14 protein-coding genes are annotated in these 15,241 nt (G+C 55.3%); 1 reads left to right on the top strand and 13 read right to left on the bottom strand.

Going from position 1 to position 15,241, the window contains the following annotated elements:
* Nucleotides 1-52: 52 nt before the first annotated feature.
* The 13 genes from bcsQ to QCD69_RS07045 all read right to left on the bottom strand — a co-directional run bounded on the left by bcsQ (nt 53) and on the right by QCD69_RS07045 (nt 14,557).
* Nucleotides 53-850: a cellulose biosynthesis protein BcsQ gene (bcsQ, locus tag QCD69_RS06985; protein WP_253456521.1), complete on the bottom strand. Its 798-nt coding sequence runs from the start codon at nt 848-850 to the stop codon at nt 53-55.
* Entirely contained in the window at nt 841-1,671 is an 831-nt protein-coding gene (gene bcsO, locus QCD69_RS06990) for a cellulose biosynthesis protein BcsO (RefSeq protein WP_301251509.1), read from the bottom strand. Before bcsO ends, bcsQ begins: the two co-directional genes overlap by 10 nt.
* A 718-nt stretch (nt 1,672-2,389) precedes the next feature.
* Nucleotides 2,390-2,674, bottom strand: coding sequence for a contact-dependent growth inhibition system immunity protein (locus QCD69_RS06995; protein WP_253456527.1), 285 nt, complete (start codon nt 2,672-2,674; stop codon nt 2,390-2,392).
* Between the two features lie 3 nt (nt 2,675-2,677).
* Entirely contained in the window at nt 2,678-3,520 is an 843-nt protein-coding gene (locus QCD69_RS07000; RefSeq protein WP_253456530.1) for an RNase A-like domain-containing protein, read from the bottom strand.
* 1,197 nt (nt 3,521-4,717) lie between these two features.
* The gene (gene dppF, locus QCD69_RS07005; protein WP_301251512.1) at nt 4,718-5,743 is read right to left on the bottom strand and encodes a dipeptide ABC transporter ATP-binding subunit DppF; all 1,026 of its coding nucleotides are present in this window, start codon (nt 5,741-5,743) and stop codon (nt 4,718-4,720) included.
* Nucleotides 5,730-6,719 (bottom strand): dipeptide ABC transporter ATP-binding protein, encoded by a 990-nt coding sequence (gene dppD, locus QCD69_RS07010; RefSeq protein ID WP_125289282.1) that lies wholly within the window; start codon nt 6,717-6,719, stop codon nt 5,730-5,732. The genes dppF and dppD overlap by 14 nt, the downstream gene beginning before the upstream one ends.
* Before the next feature lie 9 nt (nt 6,720-6,728).
* The gene (gene dppC, locus QCD69_RS07015) at nt 6,729-7,631 is read right to left on the bottom strand and encodes a dipeptide ABC transporter permease DppC (protein WP_253456542.1); all 903 of its coding nucleotides are present in this window, start codon (nt 7,629-7,631) and stop codon (nt 6,729-6,731) included.
* 10 nt (nt 7,632-7,641) lie between these two features.
* Nucleotides 7,642-8,661, bottom strand: a complete 1,020-nt coding sequence (dppB, locus tag QCD69_RS07020; protein WP_253456545.1) for a dipeptide ABC transporter permease DppB — start codon at nt 8,659-8,661, stop codon at nt 7,642-7,644.
* Nucleotides 8,662-8,850: 189 nt separating this feature from the next.
* Nucleotides 8,851-10,461, bottom strand: coding sequence for a dipeptide ABC transporter periplasmic-binding protein DppA (gene dppA / locus QCD69_RS07025; protein WP_301251514.1), 1,611 nt, complete (start codon nt 10,459-10,461; stop codon nt 8,851-8,853).
* Between the two features lie 613 nt (nt 10,462-11,074).
* Nucleotides 11,075-11,404, bottom strand: coding sequence for an SMR family transporter (locus tag QCD69_RS07030; RefSeq protein WP_301251515.1), 330 nt, complete (start codon nt 11,402-11,404; stop codon nt 11,075-11,077).
* A 199-nt stretch (nt 11,405-11,603) separates the two neighbouring features.
* Nucleotides 11,604-13,301: a kdo(2)-lipid A phosphoethanolamine 7''-transferase gene (eptB, locus tag QCD69_RS07035; protein ID WP_301251516.1), complete on the bottom strand. Its 1,698-nt coding sequence runs from the start codon at nt 13,299-13,301 to the stop codon at nt 11,604-11,606.
* Nucleotides 13,302-13,568: 267 nt separating this feature from the next.
* The gene (locus tag QCD69_RS07040; RefSeq protein ID WP_125289275.1) at nt 13,569-13,997 is read right to left on the bottom strand and encodes an organic hydroperoxide resistance protein; all 429 of its coding nucleotides are present in this window, start codon (nt 13,995-13,997) and stop codon (nt 13,569-13,571) included.
* A 101-nt stretch (nt 13,998-14,098) separates the two neighbouring features.
* Nucleotides 14,099-14,557: a MarR family winged helix-turn-helix transcriptional regulator gene (locus QCD69_RS07045; RefSeq protein ID WP_301251517.1), complete on the bottom strand. Its 459-nt coding sequence runs from the start codon at nt 14,555-14,557 to the stop codon at nt 14,099-14,101.
* 66 nt (nt 14,558-14,623) lie between these two features.
* On the opposite strand from QCD69_RS07045, the gene QCD69_RS07050 reads away from it, so the two are divergent.
* On the top strand, nt 14,624-15,214 hold the full coding sequence (locus QCD69_RS07050; protein WP_253456552.1) for an HD domain-containing protein: 591 nt from the start codon (nt 14,624-14,626) through the stop codon (nt 15,212-15,214).
* Nucleotides 15,215-15,241 lie beyond the last annotated feature (27 nt).

The following is a 15,241-nucleotide window of genomic DNA, read 5'->3' on the forward strand; positions in this document are numbered from 1 at the left end:
AACTTGCGGAGCGCAGCAGCGCCCCGGCATGGAAGCTATCTTTACGGGCGGTTTAGCGCGAGGTCAGCGGCGCCTGCAGCTCGCCGTCGCCGACTTTAATATCCAGCAGCGCGGCAACCCTTTTGCCGACCAGCTCAATATCGAAAGCGGCTGCGGAAACCTGGCTGAAATCGAATATCGACTGCTGTGACGCGTTCGCTTCCGCCACGCTTTCGTCGCGGTTAACCACGCCAAGCAGCCTGTCGCCCAGCCGCTGCTGCATAAAGGCCGTCACGTCGCGGCTAATATTGCGGCGGCTGTCGCTCTGGTTAAGCACGAAGAAATGGCCGGCTTTGTGATTGAGCGCGCCGCCGATCATCTTTTCGTTTTCGATTTGCGGCAGCAGCGACAGCGAAGCGGTATCCGCCAGCATCACCACCAGGTGTAAATCGGCCAGATCGGTCATCGCCTTCAGGGCCGGGCCGGGGCCGGGCGGAAAATCCGCCACGATAATCAGGCCGGGATAGTTGAGCACCGTTTGCAGTCCACGGGCGAGAAAGTGGGCATCGTTGGCCAGATTGCTTTCAAATTCAATGCGCTGCGCTTCCGACACGTCGCCGTACGGCAGCACGAAAATATTGCCGCCGGTGGTCAGGATCGCCTGGCTCCAGTCCGGCGATTCCGCTGACCTGGCCACGAAACCGCGCCCGTCGGAGAGCGGCACGCCAAAGTGCAGGCGCAGGGCGTTCTGCACGTCGAAATCGATCGCCAGCACCTTGCTGCCGCCGCGTGCCAGCGTATAGGCCAGGTTGGCGGCCAGGGTGGTTTTCCCTACGCCGCCCTTTGGAGAACAAACACAAACTAACGGCATAGGGCGATTTTCTCCAGCAGGGGTTGTAGCAGAGTCTCTTTCGGTAAGGCTTTTTCTTCCGCCGCGCGGACGCCGGAAACGCTGAACAGCGGCTTAAAACGCGCTGCCTGACCAGCTTCTGGCGGGACGGACGAGGACGCCGGGCGGGCGATGTCTGACGGCACAGGCTGGGCGCGCACCGCATCCAGCAGCGAAGCGCCTGGCAGACATGGGGCTATCGGCGACGATGCGCGAGCGGTTTCCGGCATCCGCGCGCCGATAGTTTCCGACGGCAAAGCGGATCCCTGCGGACGAACCGCTTCCGCCAGCGAAGCCGTTTCCTGCACGCGAGCGGCTTCCGGCAGCGAAGCTGTTATTTGCGTGCCGACAGTTTCCGACGGCGAAGCAGATCCCTGCGTATAAGCGATTGCCGACAGCGAAGCCGTTTCCTGCACGCGAGCGGCTTCCGGTAGCGAAGCCAACCCAGGCTGGGCCGCAGGCTTCAGCGAAGCGGAAATGCTCTCCAGCAGCGATCCACTCTGCGCCGCCGGTTTAGCCGCCACAAACGCGGCCACGCGGGAGGAAAGCGGCGCTGAAGCTTGCGCCGGGATTTTCACCGGCGCGGGCTGGCTAAAGAGATCGGCGGCGGCAGGCTGCGGTGCGGCAACATCCGTACGCTGACCGTTCCCCAGCGCTGGCTCTGCACCCTCGTTCATCAGCTGCCTGATGATGGCCCAGTTGGTCTGGTCGGCATTCCGTGTCTGTTCAGACATATCTTTGAATTCGATATGGTTTGTTAGCGTTTTTTCTTTAAAACGCTGCAGGTCGTCATAGCTTTTCATGGGAACGATCGCGGGATAATAAGAAAACTGGCGGCAATATATCATACAATTTTTAACTACATCAGATTATTCTTACCGCTGATAAAAAAAGCTGTTGGCCTGTAATTATATTAACCGCTTGCGGCGCAATAATAATTACGCAGGCTATCAATCAGGTCAGTTATTATTTGGCTTAATTAAATAATTGTCTTACATTAAGTCAATGGCATGCTGCTTTAATCGCGGACAGAGACGGCATAAAGCGCGCCGCTTTTTACGCGGCGCGTAAGCCAAACATTCGTCAGACGGCGGTTAATTTGACATAAAGCACTTTATTGCCTCTGACGTTTGACGTTATTACGTGCTCACAGGCCTTTATCTGTCAGTGGCGATAAAATACTTACGCTAAGTCAAATCTGCCACCATCGCTCGTTTTTGCTAATCGTTTGCACAGGGCACCAGGCGAACGGCAAGTGGAAAAAACCTGATTGATTCATACGGGGCTACTATGTCAGAAGTTTGCCAGGCCGCAGCAACGGTAGAGTAAGGGACAGACGCAATCCAACGCCGTTGTAAGGAGTCTGCACGCTGCGGCACGATGAGCTGGAGTTAACTCAATCAGCAGAACCGGAAACCGTTTTGCGTAAGATGATGGTGGCTGTGAAGCAAGCCACGCTAATGCGCGGTGTCTGTGAGGAGTCTGGTCATGATAGTGCCCGCCAGACGGCGGGCCGCATCTCTACCCGTCACGTTTTTGCTTCAGGGAGGCTGAAAGCCATCTCAAAAATTCTACGGGCGAAGGGCGCAAAAAAGCCATACTTGTCCCACATATTTCTTCCAGAGCCGGGTTGGCTGATTTATTGTCCGGATAGCGCTCTAAAAAATCGTCAATTTCCTCAGCGAGATTATCATCAGCCCCATCCAGATGATCAACATAGGAGTTCACGATTTCTTGGCTGGTGTCCCCCCAATCCGGATTAAAAAAAATCCGGAAGAAGAGACGAATCGATTCGTATCTTTTCATAAATTAATCCAGGATTGGGTAAGCAGTCAGAATATAGTAAGGGCGATTATTATATTGCTCTTTATAAATGACCAATTCGAATTTATTTGTTTCAGCTAACTTTCCCGTTTGTACTTTAATAACAGTACCAACCGAGCTACTGTGCGCATATCGCAGTTCGAGGTATAAATCCTTTCGGTCAGCAGGAGTACTTCTGGCCCACGCTCTGATCCTTCCCCGGTTAGCTTTAATCGCTTTACTTAATGCCTTTTCAGCCGTTTTCAAATCATAAAACGAACTCACACTGCCAGTAACAGGGGAAAGCGTGCCTGATTGCAGACCGCGCTGAATTTTATCCCTCATATCCGACTCTGTTTTGCCAACATGTTTCTTAATAGTGTGTCCACCTCCTTTTAGTCCCTTTTGCGCTTCGTGTTCCATCAACCGGATCTGCCCCATTTTGACCGAGGCTACGCGCGCAGATCCTGCCACAGCAAACGGTATCACCATATCAACAGCTATACCAATCTGCTTAGCCGTTTCATTTGAAGCTCCGAGTTCACTGGCAATACCCGCCGTAACGCGAGCGGTCATTGATGCGGTCTGTTTGCCGGTATAGATCTGGTAGGCTGATGAACTAATACCATCGAGGCTATGTGCGCCAACAATGATGCAGCCTGCTTTAGTTAAACCGGTTGGCTCTGGCACCAAACAGAGGGCTGTCGCGCTCGCCAGTTCAAGAATACTTCCGAGAAAGCCCACTCCGCCCCAGATGCGGTTACTGATTGAGTCACCCGTTGCCGTTTCATCTTCCATTACTGCGGCAAGCTGAACCGGCGTCATCGCAATACTGAAACCGTTTTCCATAACGTTTCCTTGTCCGATAATTTGCAGAGCAAATAGTAAGGCTCTGAGCAACAGTGAGAAAGCTAATCCCGCCACTGATTTTATCTTTTAAGAAAAAAGCCCGCTTTTGCATAACCCTGATATATTATTTCTTCTGGTAAATCCGCTGTTGATAAATTATAAATATCGACATATCACCAGACGTTTTCCAATATTTTAGTCCAATCCTATGCTGATGTAAGAAACGTTCTAATTGTAGCTTATTCACTAACAGAAGCTATTTACCGTAAAGCTATGGCCGCAGCTCAACAGCGGCCTGTAGACACCTTGTCAGATACAATGACATTAAAAATCCACGGGAGAATATTAAATACCCATTAAATCGGACGTAACATCCGTCATTATTTAACAAGCTGGAGGAAATATAGGCATTTTTTTGCACCTTTAGCATTGACGAGGTGTATTTCACCGTTAAATTCATGACACCATTTTCGTGGTAAATACCGTAGTAATCTTTGAGCGAGAGACTATTACCATTTTTCGCGTCTTTTCGAGAAAACTGACGTGCCAGAGCCTCGGAAACGGGAGAAATGTTAAGCACTTCGACCGTTTTTTTATCCCGTTCAATACCTTTAACGCCTTCTTTAGTTATAGCAGATAAGAGCATCTCTTCAGCATAATGACCACGTGCGGCACATTCGCTGCCGGGTATACAGGGTAATGATTAGCGGGGCTTTGCTCGTTCCGGCACTGCCGATTTTCCACGTTCCTCGCGGGATTGGCCCCATACCGCGAACCTGCTCCCGATCAGGGTTATTTTTGTTTGTCAGTATGCCGGAATAACCTCTTTCGATTAATTTTCCATCGAGATACAATTCACCGGTAATTTGTTTATAAATTCATTTGGCCATTGTGATTTCCTGATGCTTTTTTCCGGTCTTTCCAACTATCGGCGTGCTTAATTTCTTTGCCTTTATAATTATAACGCAGCCCGACAAGTGCTATATGTCCGTACTTTTCAACTTCAGGATATTTGGTGTCAAAAATATACCTTCTTTCTTTTAATTTATTGAGAAGTAGCCCATAAAAATGAAAGCCAGTGGCAGAAAACGCAGCCGTTTTCTGAGACAACGTCCGGAAGCAGACGGCACCGAAAAGCCGCGCCGCTGTAACATAAAAGGCCGCCAGTTTTACCCTGGCGGCCTTTGGTCGGTAAGCTTAAGGCTGCGCCACCGCCTGCTGGCCGCCCGGCACCGGCTGTCCCTCATCCTGATCGACAGCGAAGCAGGCGATCTGCTGCTCGCCATACTGTTTCAGCTGCGGCTGGATCTGCGGACAGGGCGCAAAGCGACGGCGGCAGCGTGCGTTAAACGCGCAGCCCGGCGGCGGATTCAGCGGGCTTGGCAGCTCGCCGGTCAGCTTGATACGCTCGCGGCGCTCGTCCGGGTTCAGGCGCGGCGTGGCGGAAAGCAGCGCCTGGGTGTACGGATGGCGCGGATTGGCAAAAATCGCCTCTTTGCTGCCCCGCTCCACGCAGCGTCCCAGATACATCACCATCACCTCGTCCGCGATATGTTCGACCACCGACAGATCGTGCGAAATAAAAACGTACGAGAGGCCCAGCTCCTGCTGCAAATCCATCATCAGGTTCAGCACCTGCGCGCGTACCGACACGTCGAGCGCGGAAACCGGCTCGTCGGCGATCAGCACGTCGGGATCGAGCATCAGCCCGCGCGCGATGGCGATACGCTGACGCTGACCGCCGGAAAACATATGCGGATAGCGATCGTAATGCTCCGTTTTCAGCCCCACTTTCGCCATCATCGCCAGCGTTTTTTCGCGGCGCTCTGCCTTGCTCAGGCTGGTGTTAATCAGCAACGGTTCTTCCAGGATCTGACTGACCTTTTTGCGCGGGTTCAGCGAGCCGTAGGGGTTCTGAAACACAATCTGGATCTTTTGCCGGCGCAGCTTTTGCGCCGCCGGGTCATGCTTTAACAGATCCTGGCCCTGATAAAACAGCTGCCCTTCCGTTGGCGTTTCGATCATGGTCAGCAGTCGGCCCAGCGTCGATTTGCCGCAGCCAGACTCGCCCACCACCGCCAGCGTTTTGCCGCGCTCCAGGTTAAACGAGACGCCGTCCAGCGCCTTCACCAGGCGCTCCTGACCAAACAGTCCTTTCTTCACCGGGTAGTGCTTTTTCAGGTCGATCGCCTGCATCAGCAGGGGGGAATCAGATGGCTTCATAGGTTGGTCTCCCGGCATCATCCAGAGGGTAATGACATTTGGACTGGCGTCCCGGAATATCACGGAGTTCAGGTTCTTCAATCCGACAGCGATCGGTGGCGTATGGGCAGCGCGGGTTCAGCAGACAGCCGTTTGGCCGATCGTACTTGCCCGGCACCACGCCCGGCAGCGAGGCCAGCCGCGCCTTGTCGGCCGCAAACTCCGGCAGCGCGCGCAGCAGCGCCTGGGTGTACGGATGGCGCGGCGCCTTAAAGATATCGACCGCCTTACCGGTTTCCACTACCTGGCCCGCATACATCACGATGATGTGCTGGGCCGCTTCGGCTACCAGCGCCAGATCGTGCGTGATCAGGATCAGCGCCATGTTTTCCTGCCGCTGAAGATCCAGCAGCAGCTCGATGATCTGCGCCTGGATAGTCACGTCCAGCGCCGTGGTCGGCTCATCGGCAATCAGCAGCTTTGGCCGACAGGCGATAGCCATGGCGATCATCACGCGCTGGCTCATCCCGCCGGAAAGCTGATGCGGATACACGTCCAGCCGCGAGGCCGGATCGGGAATGCCGACCTGGTTCAGCAGATCGATAGCCCGCTGACGACGCGTGCTTTTGTTGCCGCCCTGATGCACCTTGATCGCTTCCATAATCTGGTAGCCCACGGTGTAGCAGGGGTTCAGGCTGGTCATCGGATCCTGGAAAATCATCGCCACTTCCGATCCCACCAGCTGACGGCGCTCTTTTTCAGAAATGCGCCTCAGATCGCGCTGGTTAAAAAGCAGGTTGTCGGCCATTACTTTGCCGGGGAAATCGATCAGCCCCATAATCGCCAGCGAACTTACCGATTTGCCGGAGCCGGATTCGCCGACGATGCCGACCACCTGGCCCTGCTCAACCTGATAGCTGATGCGGTCTACCGCACGGAACGGCGCTTTTTCGTCGCCGAAATGCACCGACAGTTTGTCTACAGTTAATAACGCCATCGCTGCCTCTTACTGCTTGAGTTTCGGGTCAAGGGCATCGCGTAAGCCATCGCCCATCAGGTTAAACGCCAGCACGGTCAGCAGGATCGCCAACCCCGGGAAGGTCACGACCCACCAGGCGCTCTGCGCATACTGCAACACGTCGGAGAGCATGGTGCCCCACTCCGGCGTCGGCGGTTGCGCCCCCATTCCCAGAAAACCCAGCGCGGCCATATCAAGGATGGCGTTGGAGAAGCCCAGCGAAGCCTGCACGATCAGCGGCGCCAGACAGTTGGGCAGGATATTGACGAACATCTGCCGAATAGCGCCCGCGCCCGCCACGTTGGAAGCGGTGACGTAGTCGCGGCTGACCTCGACCAGCACCGCCGCGCGCGTCAGGCGGATATAGTGCGGCAGCGCCACAAAGGTCAGCGCGATAGAGGCGTTGACGATCGACGGCCCAAAAATCGCCACCAGCACCAGCGCCAGCAGCAGGCTCGGCAGCGCCAGCATGATATCGACCAGCCGCATAATGACGGCGTCGGTGGTGCCGCCGACGTAGCCGGCGATCAGCCCGAAAATCACGCCCAGGATCAGCGACAGCACCACCACCAGGCAGCCGACCAGCAGCGACAGGCGCGCGCCGTACATCAGACGCGACAACACGTCGCGACCGACATCGTCGGTACCAAGGATATAGTGCCAGCTGCCGCCTTCCTGCCAGACCGGCGGATGCAGCAGCGCGTCGCGGAACTGCTCGGCCGGCGCATGCGGCGCGATAAAATTGGCGAAAATAGCGATAAAAAACACGATGACCACGTAAGCCAGACCGACAACGGCGCCTTTGTTACGCTTAAAGTAGTGCCAGAACTCCTGTAAAGGGGTCATCGGCTTGGGTGCGGCGGGCACGCTGCCCGGATCGACTAAAGACATACGAAGCCCCCTATTTCTTGTGGCGAATGCGCGGGTTAACCACGCCGTAAAGCACGTCAACCAGCAGGTTGACCAGAATGATCAGGATGGCCACCATCAGCACGCCGCCCTGCACTACCGGGTAGTCGCGACGCTGGAGGGCATCGATCAGCCAGCGGCCCAGGCCGGGCCAGGAGAAAATCGTTTCGGTCAGGATCGCGCCGGCCAGCATGGTTCCAACCTGGAGACCGATAACCGTGACCACCGGCAGCATCGCGTTACGCAGCGCGTGCACCACGATCACGCGCATCCGCGTCAGCCCTTTAGCGCGCGCGGTGCGGATATAGTCCTCACCCAACACTTCCAGCATGGCCGAGCGCGTCATACGCACAATCACCGCCAGTGGGATAGTACCGAGCACGATAGCGGGCAGGATCATATGCATCACGGCGTCTTTAAAGTCGCCCTCTTCGCCCCAGAACAGGGTATCGATCAGCATAAAACCGGTCAGCGGCTGGCTGTCGTCCAGAAACACCGTGTCGCCGATACGTCCAGCGACGGGCGTCAGGTTGAGCTGCACTGAAACCAGCATGATCAGCATCATGCCCCACCAGAAAATCGGCATGGAGTAGCCGGTCAGCGAGATGCCGACGGCGGTGTGATCGAAAATGGAACCGCGCTTTACCGCAGCCAGCACGCCGACCGGGATACCTACCGCGACGGCAAAAATCATCGCGCAGATGCCCAGCTCCAGCGTCGCCTTAAAGCGCGGCACGAACTCCTGCCAGACAGGAATACGGCTTTTCAGGGAGATGCCCAGATCGCCGTGCAGCACGCCCCAGACGTAGGAGGCATACTGTTGCCACAGCGGCTTATCCAGCCCCATCTGCGCCAGCAGCTGGGCGTGACGTTCGGCGGACATGCCGCGCTCGCCCGCCATAATCAGTACCGGATCGCCTGGGATCATATGGACAAAAGCAAAGGTTAACAGGGTGATACCAATAAACGTCGGGATAACAAGCCCCAGACGTCGGAGTATGAACTGCAGCATAATCCGGATTCTCTTTAAGTTCCCGCAGACCGTAGCCTGGGGGATTATAATTGCTCACATCTTACGGTCGGGCAGCCCGTCCGCGACGCCGTTAACGGCGCCTTGACCAGATTGACTTAAGCCTTGCGACGGGCCGTCGAACACGACCCACAGGGATGGGTAAAGCAGCCGGCGAACCGGCCGCTCTCTTTACTCCTGGATATCGACGTTTTCGAAGTGATGCTTACCTAACGGATCGACCACGTAGCCGGAGACTTTTTTGCTGACCGGCTCAAACACGGTGGAGTGAGCGATAATCAGCGCTGGCGCCTGGTCGTGCATCATGACCTGAGCCTGCTTGTAGTACTCGATACGCTTGTTGTGGTCGGCTTCACCGCGCGCAGGCTGGATCAGATCCTCGAATGGCTTGTAGCACCAGCGAGAGTAGTTAGAGCCATCCTTCGCCGCGGTGCAGCTGAACAGCGTGGCGAAGAAGTTATCCGGGTCGCCATTGTCGCCCGTCCAGCCCATCATCACGGTCTGGTGCTCGCCAGCTTTCGCGCGTTTCAGGTATTCGCCCCACTCGTAGGTGACGATTTTGGCCTTCACGCCAATTTTCGCCCAGTCGGCCTGGATCATCTCTGCCATACGGCGAGCGTTCGGGTTATAAGGACGCTGTACCGGCATCGCCCACAGATCGATAACGAAGCCGTCCGCCATGCCCGCTTCCTTCAGCAGTGCTTTGGCTTTGGCCGGATCGTAGGCGTCATCCTGCACCGCGTCGTTGTAGCTCCACATGGTCGGCGGGATCAGGTTTTTCGCCGCCTGGCCCGCGCCCTGGTAAACCGCGTCGATAATCGCTTTCTTGTTCACCGCCATGGTCAGCGCCTGGCGAACTTTGACGTTATCCAGCGGCTTTTTCTCGGTGTTATAGGAGAGATAGCCGACGTTCAGGCCCGGCATCTGCATCAGGTTGATATTCTTGTCTTCCTTCATCCGCGCGAGATCGGCCGGATTCGGATAAGGCATGATCTGGCACTCGCCCTTCTGCAACTTGGCGTAGCGCACCGAGGCATCCGGCGTGATGGAGAAGACCAGGCGATCGATTTTCGGTTTGGTGCCCCAGAACTGGTCAAAGGCTTTATAGAGAATGCGGGAATCTTTCTGATATTGCAGCAGCTGGAACGGGCCGGTGCCGACCGGATTCAGATCGACTTTTTCCGGCGTGCCCGCTTGCAGCATCTTGTCGGCATATTCCGCAGAGAGAATAGACGCGAAATCCATCCCCAGATCGGCCATGAACGGCGCTTCCGCACGGGTCAGCACAAAGCGTACCGTGTGGTCGTCCACCTTCTCAATTTTGCTGATGAGCTTCGGCATGTCCATGCCTTCAAAGTATTCGTAGCTGCCGCCGGAAACGCCATGATACTTGTTGTTTTTATCCAGCTGACGCTCGAAGGAGAACACCACGTCGTCGGCATTAAAGTCACGCGTAGGTTTGAAATCTTTAGTGGTTTGCCACTTCACGCCTTTACGCAGGTGGAAAGTATAGGTTTTGCCGTCTTCGCTCACGTCCCACTTTTCCGCCAGGCCGGGCTGTAGCTCGGTGGTGCCGACTTTGAACTCCACCAGGCGGTTATAGATCGGTACGGAGCTGGCATCGTAAGTGGTGCCGGAAGTGAAAAGCTGTGGGTTAAAGCCTTCAGGCGATCCTTCGGAACAATAAACGAGGGTTTTGGCCTGGACGCTGGCGGCCACGGTCAGGGCGACCAGGCTCAAACCGACCTTCAGCATCCTGTTTTTAGCCAGGGAATTACGCATGCTTCTGCTCCAGTTGTGATGTTGTATTAGGCAGTTCGTCAGGCCTGTATTTTTTTATAGTGGCCCGTACGTATCAGAAGGTTTGGGTAGAAGACGCGGCGAGGCTGATGCCATCAGACAAATCCTTATCCTTTCTCTTCTGAGCGATCAATTTGTCAACAGTTGCAGAAAACGTCAATACGGCCGTTGGCTATTTACACAGAGGATGAGAGGCGACAGACAAATATAAAAAATAACCAAAAGCGACCTTTTCCAGCGCATATAATGCGCCGTTAACTTTTAATGCCGCTTAAAATAGCGCCAGAAAATCAGCAGCCAGTGAAACGCGTTGCAAAAAAACCCTTGAAAATAGTCGCCTGTATCCCATTTTTTTAACAATACGCTTTGCTTATACCTGCCATTCCAGGCAAAAATTCTGCAACGGCAGGATAAAAAACGGCCAATAACGCGTTTTTTTGGTCATGTACAGCGCAGCGCGAATTAACGCGGCGGTAGCGGGCGGGAAAGGCTTTTTTACGGATAGTAAGGGCATAAAGCGAGACGGGTATTTTTACACCACAGCACGATCGGCTGCCGGTGTCGGCGGCGCTTCAGGGCCGCCGATAACGGATAATCAGTGCGAAACGGCGCGGGAAAGCGTGTTGATAATAACCACGCCGACGATGATAAATGCCATGCCGATTAGCGCGGGCAGATCCAGCCGCTGGCCGTGCCACAGCCAGGCGACCAGCGAGATCAACACGATACCCACGCCCGACCAAATGGCATAGGCGATGCCGGTCGGCAGATGCTGCAGCGTCAGGGACAGACAGTAAAAAGCGATGCCGTAGCAAAATACGGTACCCAGAGTTGGCCACAGCCGCGTAAAACCTTCCGACGTTTTCAGCAAGGTGGTACCAATCACTTCCGCCACAATGGCGATAAATAAAATGAGATACATCATTATGACCGTTCTCCTGGGTTACCCGTTCAGTTAGAGGAAGAAGCGCACAGCGCTTCCGCGGCTTATCTTGCAAGAATCTGCCCCGGTTTTTTTGATCCCACGCATGACTCTCTGTGCCAACCTTAATACGGCCTTAACGGCAGGCAATAAAAAACCCCCGGCCGCTACGGCTCCGGGGGCTGGGGTGTGACGCGGCGCGTCAGATTTTGTCGCCAGAAGCTTTACGCTTTGTCGGATCCGCACACCAGTCGTTCGCCTCTTTGATGCCGCCATCCGGAGAGGTGTAGCCCAGGCAGCCCAGCACCGAGTCGAACAGCTCAACGTGACGATGCGTCGCGCCCACGCGCTGCTGCGCCTGCAGGCGTTCAAAGCGGCTCTGGTTAGCCGGGTCTGCCAGATACTTATCGGAAGCCCACACGATCATCGGCACGCGGAACTGCTCCGGCGGCGCCATATGACGCGGCGTGCCGTGCAGGTGCATGTTATCGCTGATCGATTCGCCGTGGTCGGCCGCGTAGAAGACAATCGCTTTCTTATCGCGCAGCTGATCGAACACGCTTTCCAGCACCGTATCCGTATAAAGCACCGAGTTATCAAAGGCGTTGATCAGCATCGCTTTGCTGCATTTATCGTCCACGCCCATACATTCAGGCTGATAACGGGCAAACTCGCGCGGATAGCGCTGCGAGTAAAGGTAGTGCGAGCCTTTGGTATGCAGCACCACCAGATGCTTGCCTTCAGGATGGCGATCGAGCGACTTTTTCAACTCCGGCACCAGCAGCATATCGTCCACCGACTTGCCCTGGTTCTGCTTTTCCGAACCAATCTGCTCGCGGAACGCGAAGTTATCCGCATCGGTATTGTTATAGAACCAGACTTCACTTTGCATAGCGAAAAGCTCCGAGCTAAAGCCCAGCGACTTCATCACCGCAAAAACGTTCTGTTCTTTCAGCGTGCGGCCTGGCCCTTCATCGGTGCCGCCTTCACGCACGAACATACAGCGCAGCGAAAGCTTGGTTGCGGTGTCGCAGGATTCCCCCCGGAACGCCACCAGGTTTTTCTCGTGGGAAAGCTTTGGCGTGGTATCGCGGTTATAGCCCAGCAGGCCCATATGATCCCAGCGGGTGGTTTCGCCAATCACGAATACCACATAGGTGTCGTCCAGCCCGGCCGGTGCGTTATAGGTAAACTGCTTTGCCGGATCGAACAGGTCTTTACCGTCCATCGTCTCGTCGTAGCTGGTGTAGGCAAACAGCCCCAGCGCCGACAGCCAGTTGGAAGGCAGATAAGAGTGCGCCACCACGCCGCCATAGCTCGGCAGATCGACATTGGTCAGCTTCTCGTTGATGTTCTGCTGCTTGTCGAAATAGCGGATAGGCAGCCAGACCAGCGCCACGGCCAGCAGCAGCACGCCCAGCGGCTTCAGGCGCTGTCCCGGCGTTTTCAGCTGCTCAATCAGCGTCAGGCGCAGCGAGTTGCGCCAGATCAGCAGCAGCGGCAGCGCGCTGACCAGCACCATCCACAGCACAAAATGGTAGCCAATCACCTCTTTCGACAAATCGGTATCCGTGGTCATCACCGACGCGACGATGCCGTAGCCGATCACCACGTTAAAGAAACTCATGTAGTAGCTGGCGGCTACCGAAATCAGCACCAGCGCGGTAGCGGTCACGCGCCAGAAAATTTTGCCGCCCAGCGACAGCAGCCGCATCAGGAAAAAGGTCAGCAGAACGATGGCGACGACTTCCGCCACGGCGGAAAGCCATTCCGCCACGCTGAAGTGGGCCAGAAAGGGATCGAAACGACGATAAAAAACGGGAATATTCAGAAAGATACCGATGTAAAACGCCAGCAAAAACGAGAGCTTTTGCTGCGTCAGTGTTTTAATGTAATTCATGCAACCTTTATCCCGGCGTAGCTTTAGAGTAAACGCTAATCAGACCATACCGTTTCGCCAGAGTTCGGTTATAGGGTCGATTATCACCCTGAGAAACTTTCCCCGGACGATTCTGAAGGGAAAAAATTCACCTCCACGCGCAAGCGGCGTAGTTAACCACATTATCGGGGATTTATCAGTTCAATCGCGGGAATAAGCAGAGAAACGCGGCGGGTCGCAGGGTTACAGACAGCCGGAGCGCCATAGCGGCTCCGGCCAGCGCCGTTATCAGTTGATGATATTCAGCGTTACGTCGATATTGTCGCGGGTTGCGTTAGAGTAAGGGCAGACGATATGGGCCGCGTCCACCAGCTTTTTCGCTTCCGCCGCGTCCATTCCTTCCAGATGGATATTCAATTTAGCTTCGATACCAAAACCGGTCGGCAGCGGCCCGATGCCCACTTCCCCTTCGATAAAGGCTTCTTTTGGCATAGTGATTTTGTCGCGGTTGGCGACAAACTTCATCGCGCCCAGGAAGCAGGCCGAGTAGCCAGCGGCAAACAGCTGTTCAGGGTTGGTGGCTTCGCCGCCCGCGCCGCCCATTTCTTTCGGTACGCCCAGCTTTACGTCCAGCACGCCGTCTGAAGAGGTAGCACGACCGTCACGACCACCGGTGGCTTTTGCTTTGGCACGGTAAACGACTTTTTCTAAAGACATCAGGCAACTCCTTTCATTGGGTTTTATATGCGCTATTAAATCGCGAGCGACTTAATGAGGCGTCTGTAATCAGTATAGACTTTCCGGAGCGAGACTACGGTCTAGCCGTTGAGGCTGTCGCGCAGGCTTTCCAGTTCGGCTTTCAGCACGCGCATTTTTTCCGCATCACAGGCGGCGGCGCAGCTGACGGCCTGAGGTAAATCGACCGCTTTATGGCGCAGCTCGCGACCCTGTTCGGTCAGCGTTACCACGACCTGGCGCTCGTCTTTGCGCGAGCGCTGACGATCCAACAGACCCGCCGCCTCCAGCCTTTTCAGCAGCGGCGTCAGCGTGGCGGAGTCCAGAAACAGCCGTTCGCCGATTTCGGAAACCGTCACGTCATCGCGCTCCCACAGCACCAGCATCACCAGATATTGCGGATAGGTGATATCGAGCGGTGCCAGCAGCTGGCGGTAAAGCTTGTGCAGCGCCAGGTTGGTGGAATAGAGCGCGAAGCAAAGCTGTTGATCAAGCAACAGTGGCGAGGCTTCCGCTTTTTTGTCATCTTTATCTGTGATCATGGCAAAAAATATAAATAGTGCGCTATATAATTGCAAGCGAATCTTAATGTTCAGGGGAGAAAACCGATGTATTCACTGGAAGAAAAGGCCCGACGCTACGCCAGCAAGGCTCATGCTGACACGGGTCAGCGTCGCAAATATACCGATGAGCCTTATATCGTACATCCGGCTGCGGTAGTGGAGCTGGTGCGCAGCGTAACCGATAACGAAATCATGCTGGCCGCCGCATGGCTACACGACACGGTCGAAGATACGTCCAACACGCTGGCGGATATCGAGAGCCATTTTGGCGCGGAGGTCGCCTCGCTGGTGGCGATGCTGACCGACAGCAAGCAGCCCGACGCAAAAAATCGCGCAGCGCGTAAAGTGGCCCATTTTCGCCATACGGCACAGGCCTCGGGCGACGCCCAGACCATCAAGCTGGCCGATATCATTGATAACACCCGCTCGATTATTCATTACGATCCGCATTTTGCCCGCGTTTATCTGACAGAAAAACGCGTGCAGATCGCCTTGCTGAAAGACGGAAATGAAGCGCTGTGGCGGCAGGCTTCCACTATTATCGAAAGCGGCATTGAGCAGCTGACGCAGGCGCCCTATTACGTGCCGCTTGCCTGGTTCACCCGCCAGCAGCAAAGATATCAGCTGCCGAATTAATCCTTAACCGGGATTTTCGGCGCTTTT

It is taken from the genome of Erwinia sp. PsM31 (assembly GCF_030433775.1).
Taxonomy (GTDB): Bacteria; Pseudomonadota; Gammaproteobacteria; order Enterobacterales; family Enterobacteriaceae; genus Erwinia; species Erwinia aeris.

Bases quoted from the DNA above. Each gene is read 5' to 3' on its own strand.
- bcsQ (WP_253456521.1), bottom strand. From the start codon at position 850: ATGCCGTTAGTTTGTGTTTGTTCTCCAAAGGGCGGCGTAGGGAAAACC.
- bcsO (WP_301251509.1), bottom strand. From the start codon at position 1,671: ATGAAAAGCTATGACGACCTGCAGCGTTTTAAAGAAAAAACGCTAACA.
- QCD69_RS06995 (WP_253456527.1), bottom strand. From the start codon at position 2,674: ATGAAAAGATACGAATCGATTCGTCTCTTCTTCCGGATTTTTTTTAAT.
- QCD69_RS07000 (WP_253456530.1), bottom strand. From the start codon at position 3,520: ATGGAAAACGGTTTCAGTATTGCGATGACGCCGGTTCAGCTTGCCGCA.
- dppF (WP_301251512.1), bottom strand. From the start codon at position 5,743: ATGAAGCCATCTGATTCCCCCCTGCTGATGCAGGCGATCGACCTGAAA.
- dppD (WP_125289282.1), bottom strand. From the start codon at position 6,719: ATGGCGTTATTAACTGTAGACAAACTGTCGGTGCATTTCGGCGACGAA.
- dppC (WP_253456542.1), bottom strand. From the start codon at position 7,631: ATGTCTTTAGTCGATCCGGGCAGCGTGCCCGCCGCACCCAAGCCGATG.
- dppB (WP_253456545.1), bottom strand. From the start codon at position 8,661: ATGCTGCAGTTCATACTCCGACGTCTGGGGCTTGTTATCCCGACGTTT.
- dppA (WP_301251514.1), bottom strand. From the start codon at position 10,461: ATGCGTAATTCCCTGGCTAAAAACAGGATGCTGAAGGTCGGTTTGAGC.
- QCD69_RS07030 (WP_301251515.1), bottom strand. From the start codon at position 11,404: ATGATGTATCTCATTTTATTTATCGCCATTGTGGCGGAAGTGATTGGT.
- eptB (WP_301251516.1), bottom strand. From the start codon at position 13,301: ATGAATTACATTAAAACACTGACGCAGCAAAAGCTCTCGTTTTTGCTG.
- QCD69_RS07040 (WP_125289275.1), bottom strand. From the start codon at position 13,997: ATGTCTTTAGAAAAAGTCGTTTACCGTGCCAAAGCAAAAGCCACCGGT.
- QCD69_RS07045 (WP_301251517.1), bottom strand. From the start codon at position 14,557: ATGATCACAGATAAAGATGACAAAAAAGCGGAAGCCTCGCCACTGTTG.
- QCD69_RS07050 (WP_253456552.1), top strand. From the start codon at position 14,624: ATGTATTCACTGGAAGAAAAGGCCCGACGCTACGCCAGCAAGGCTCAT.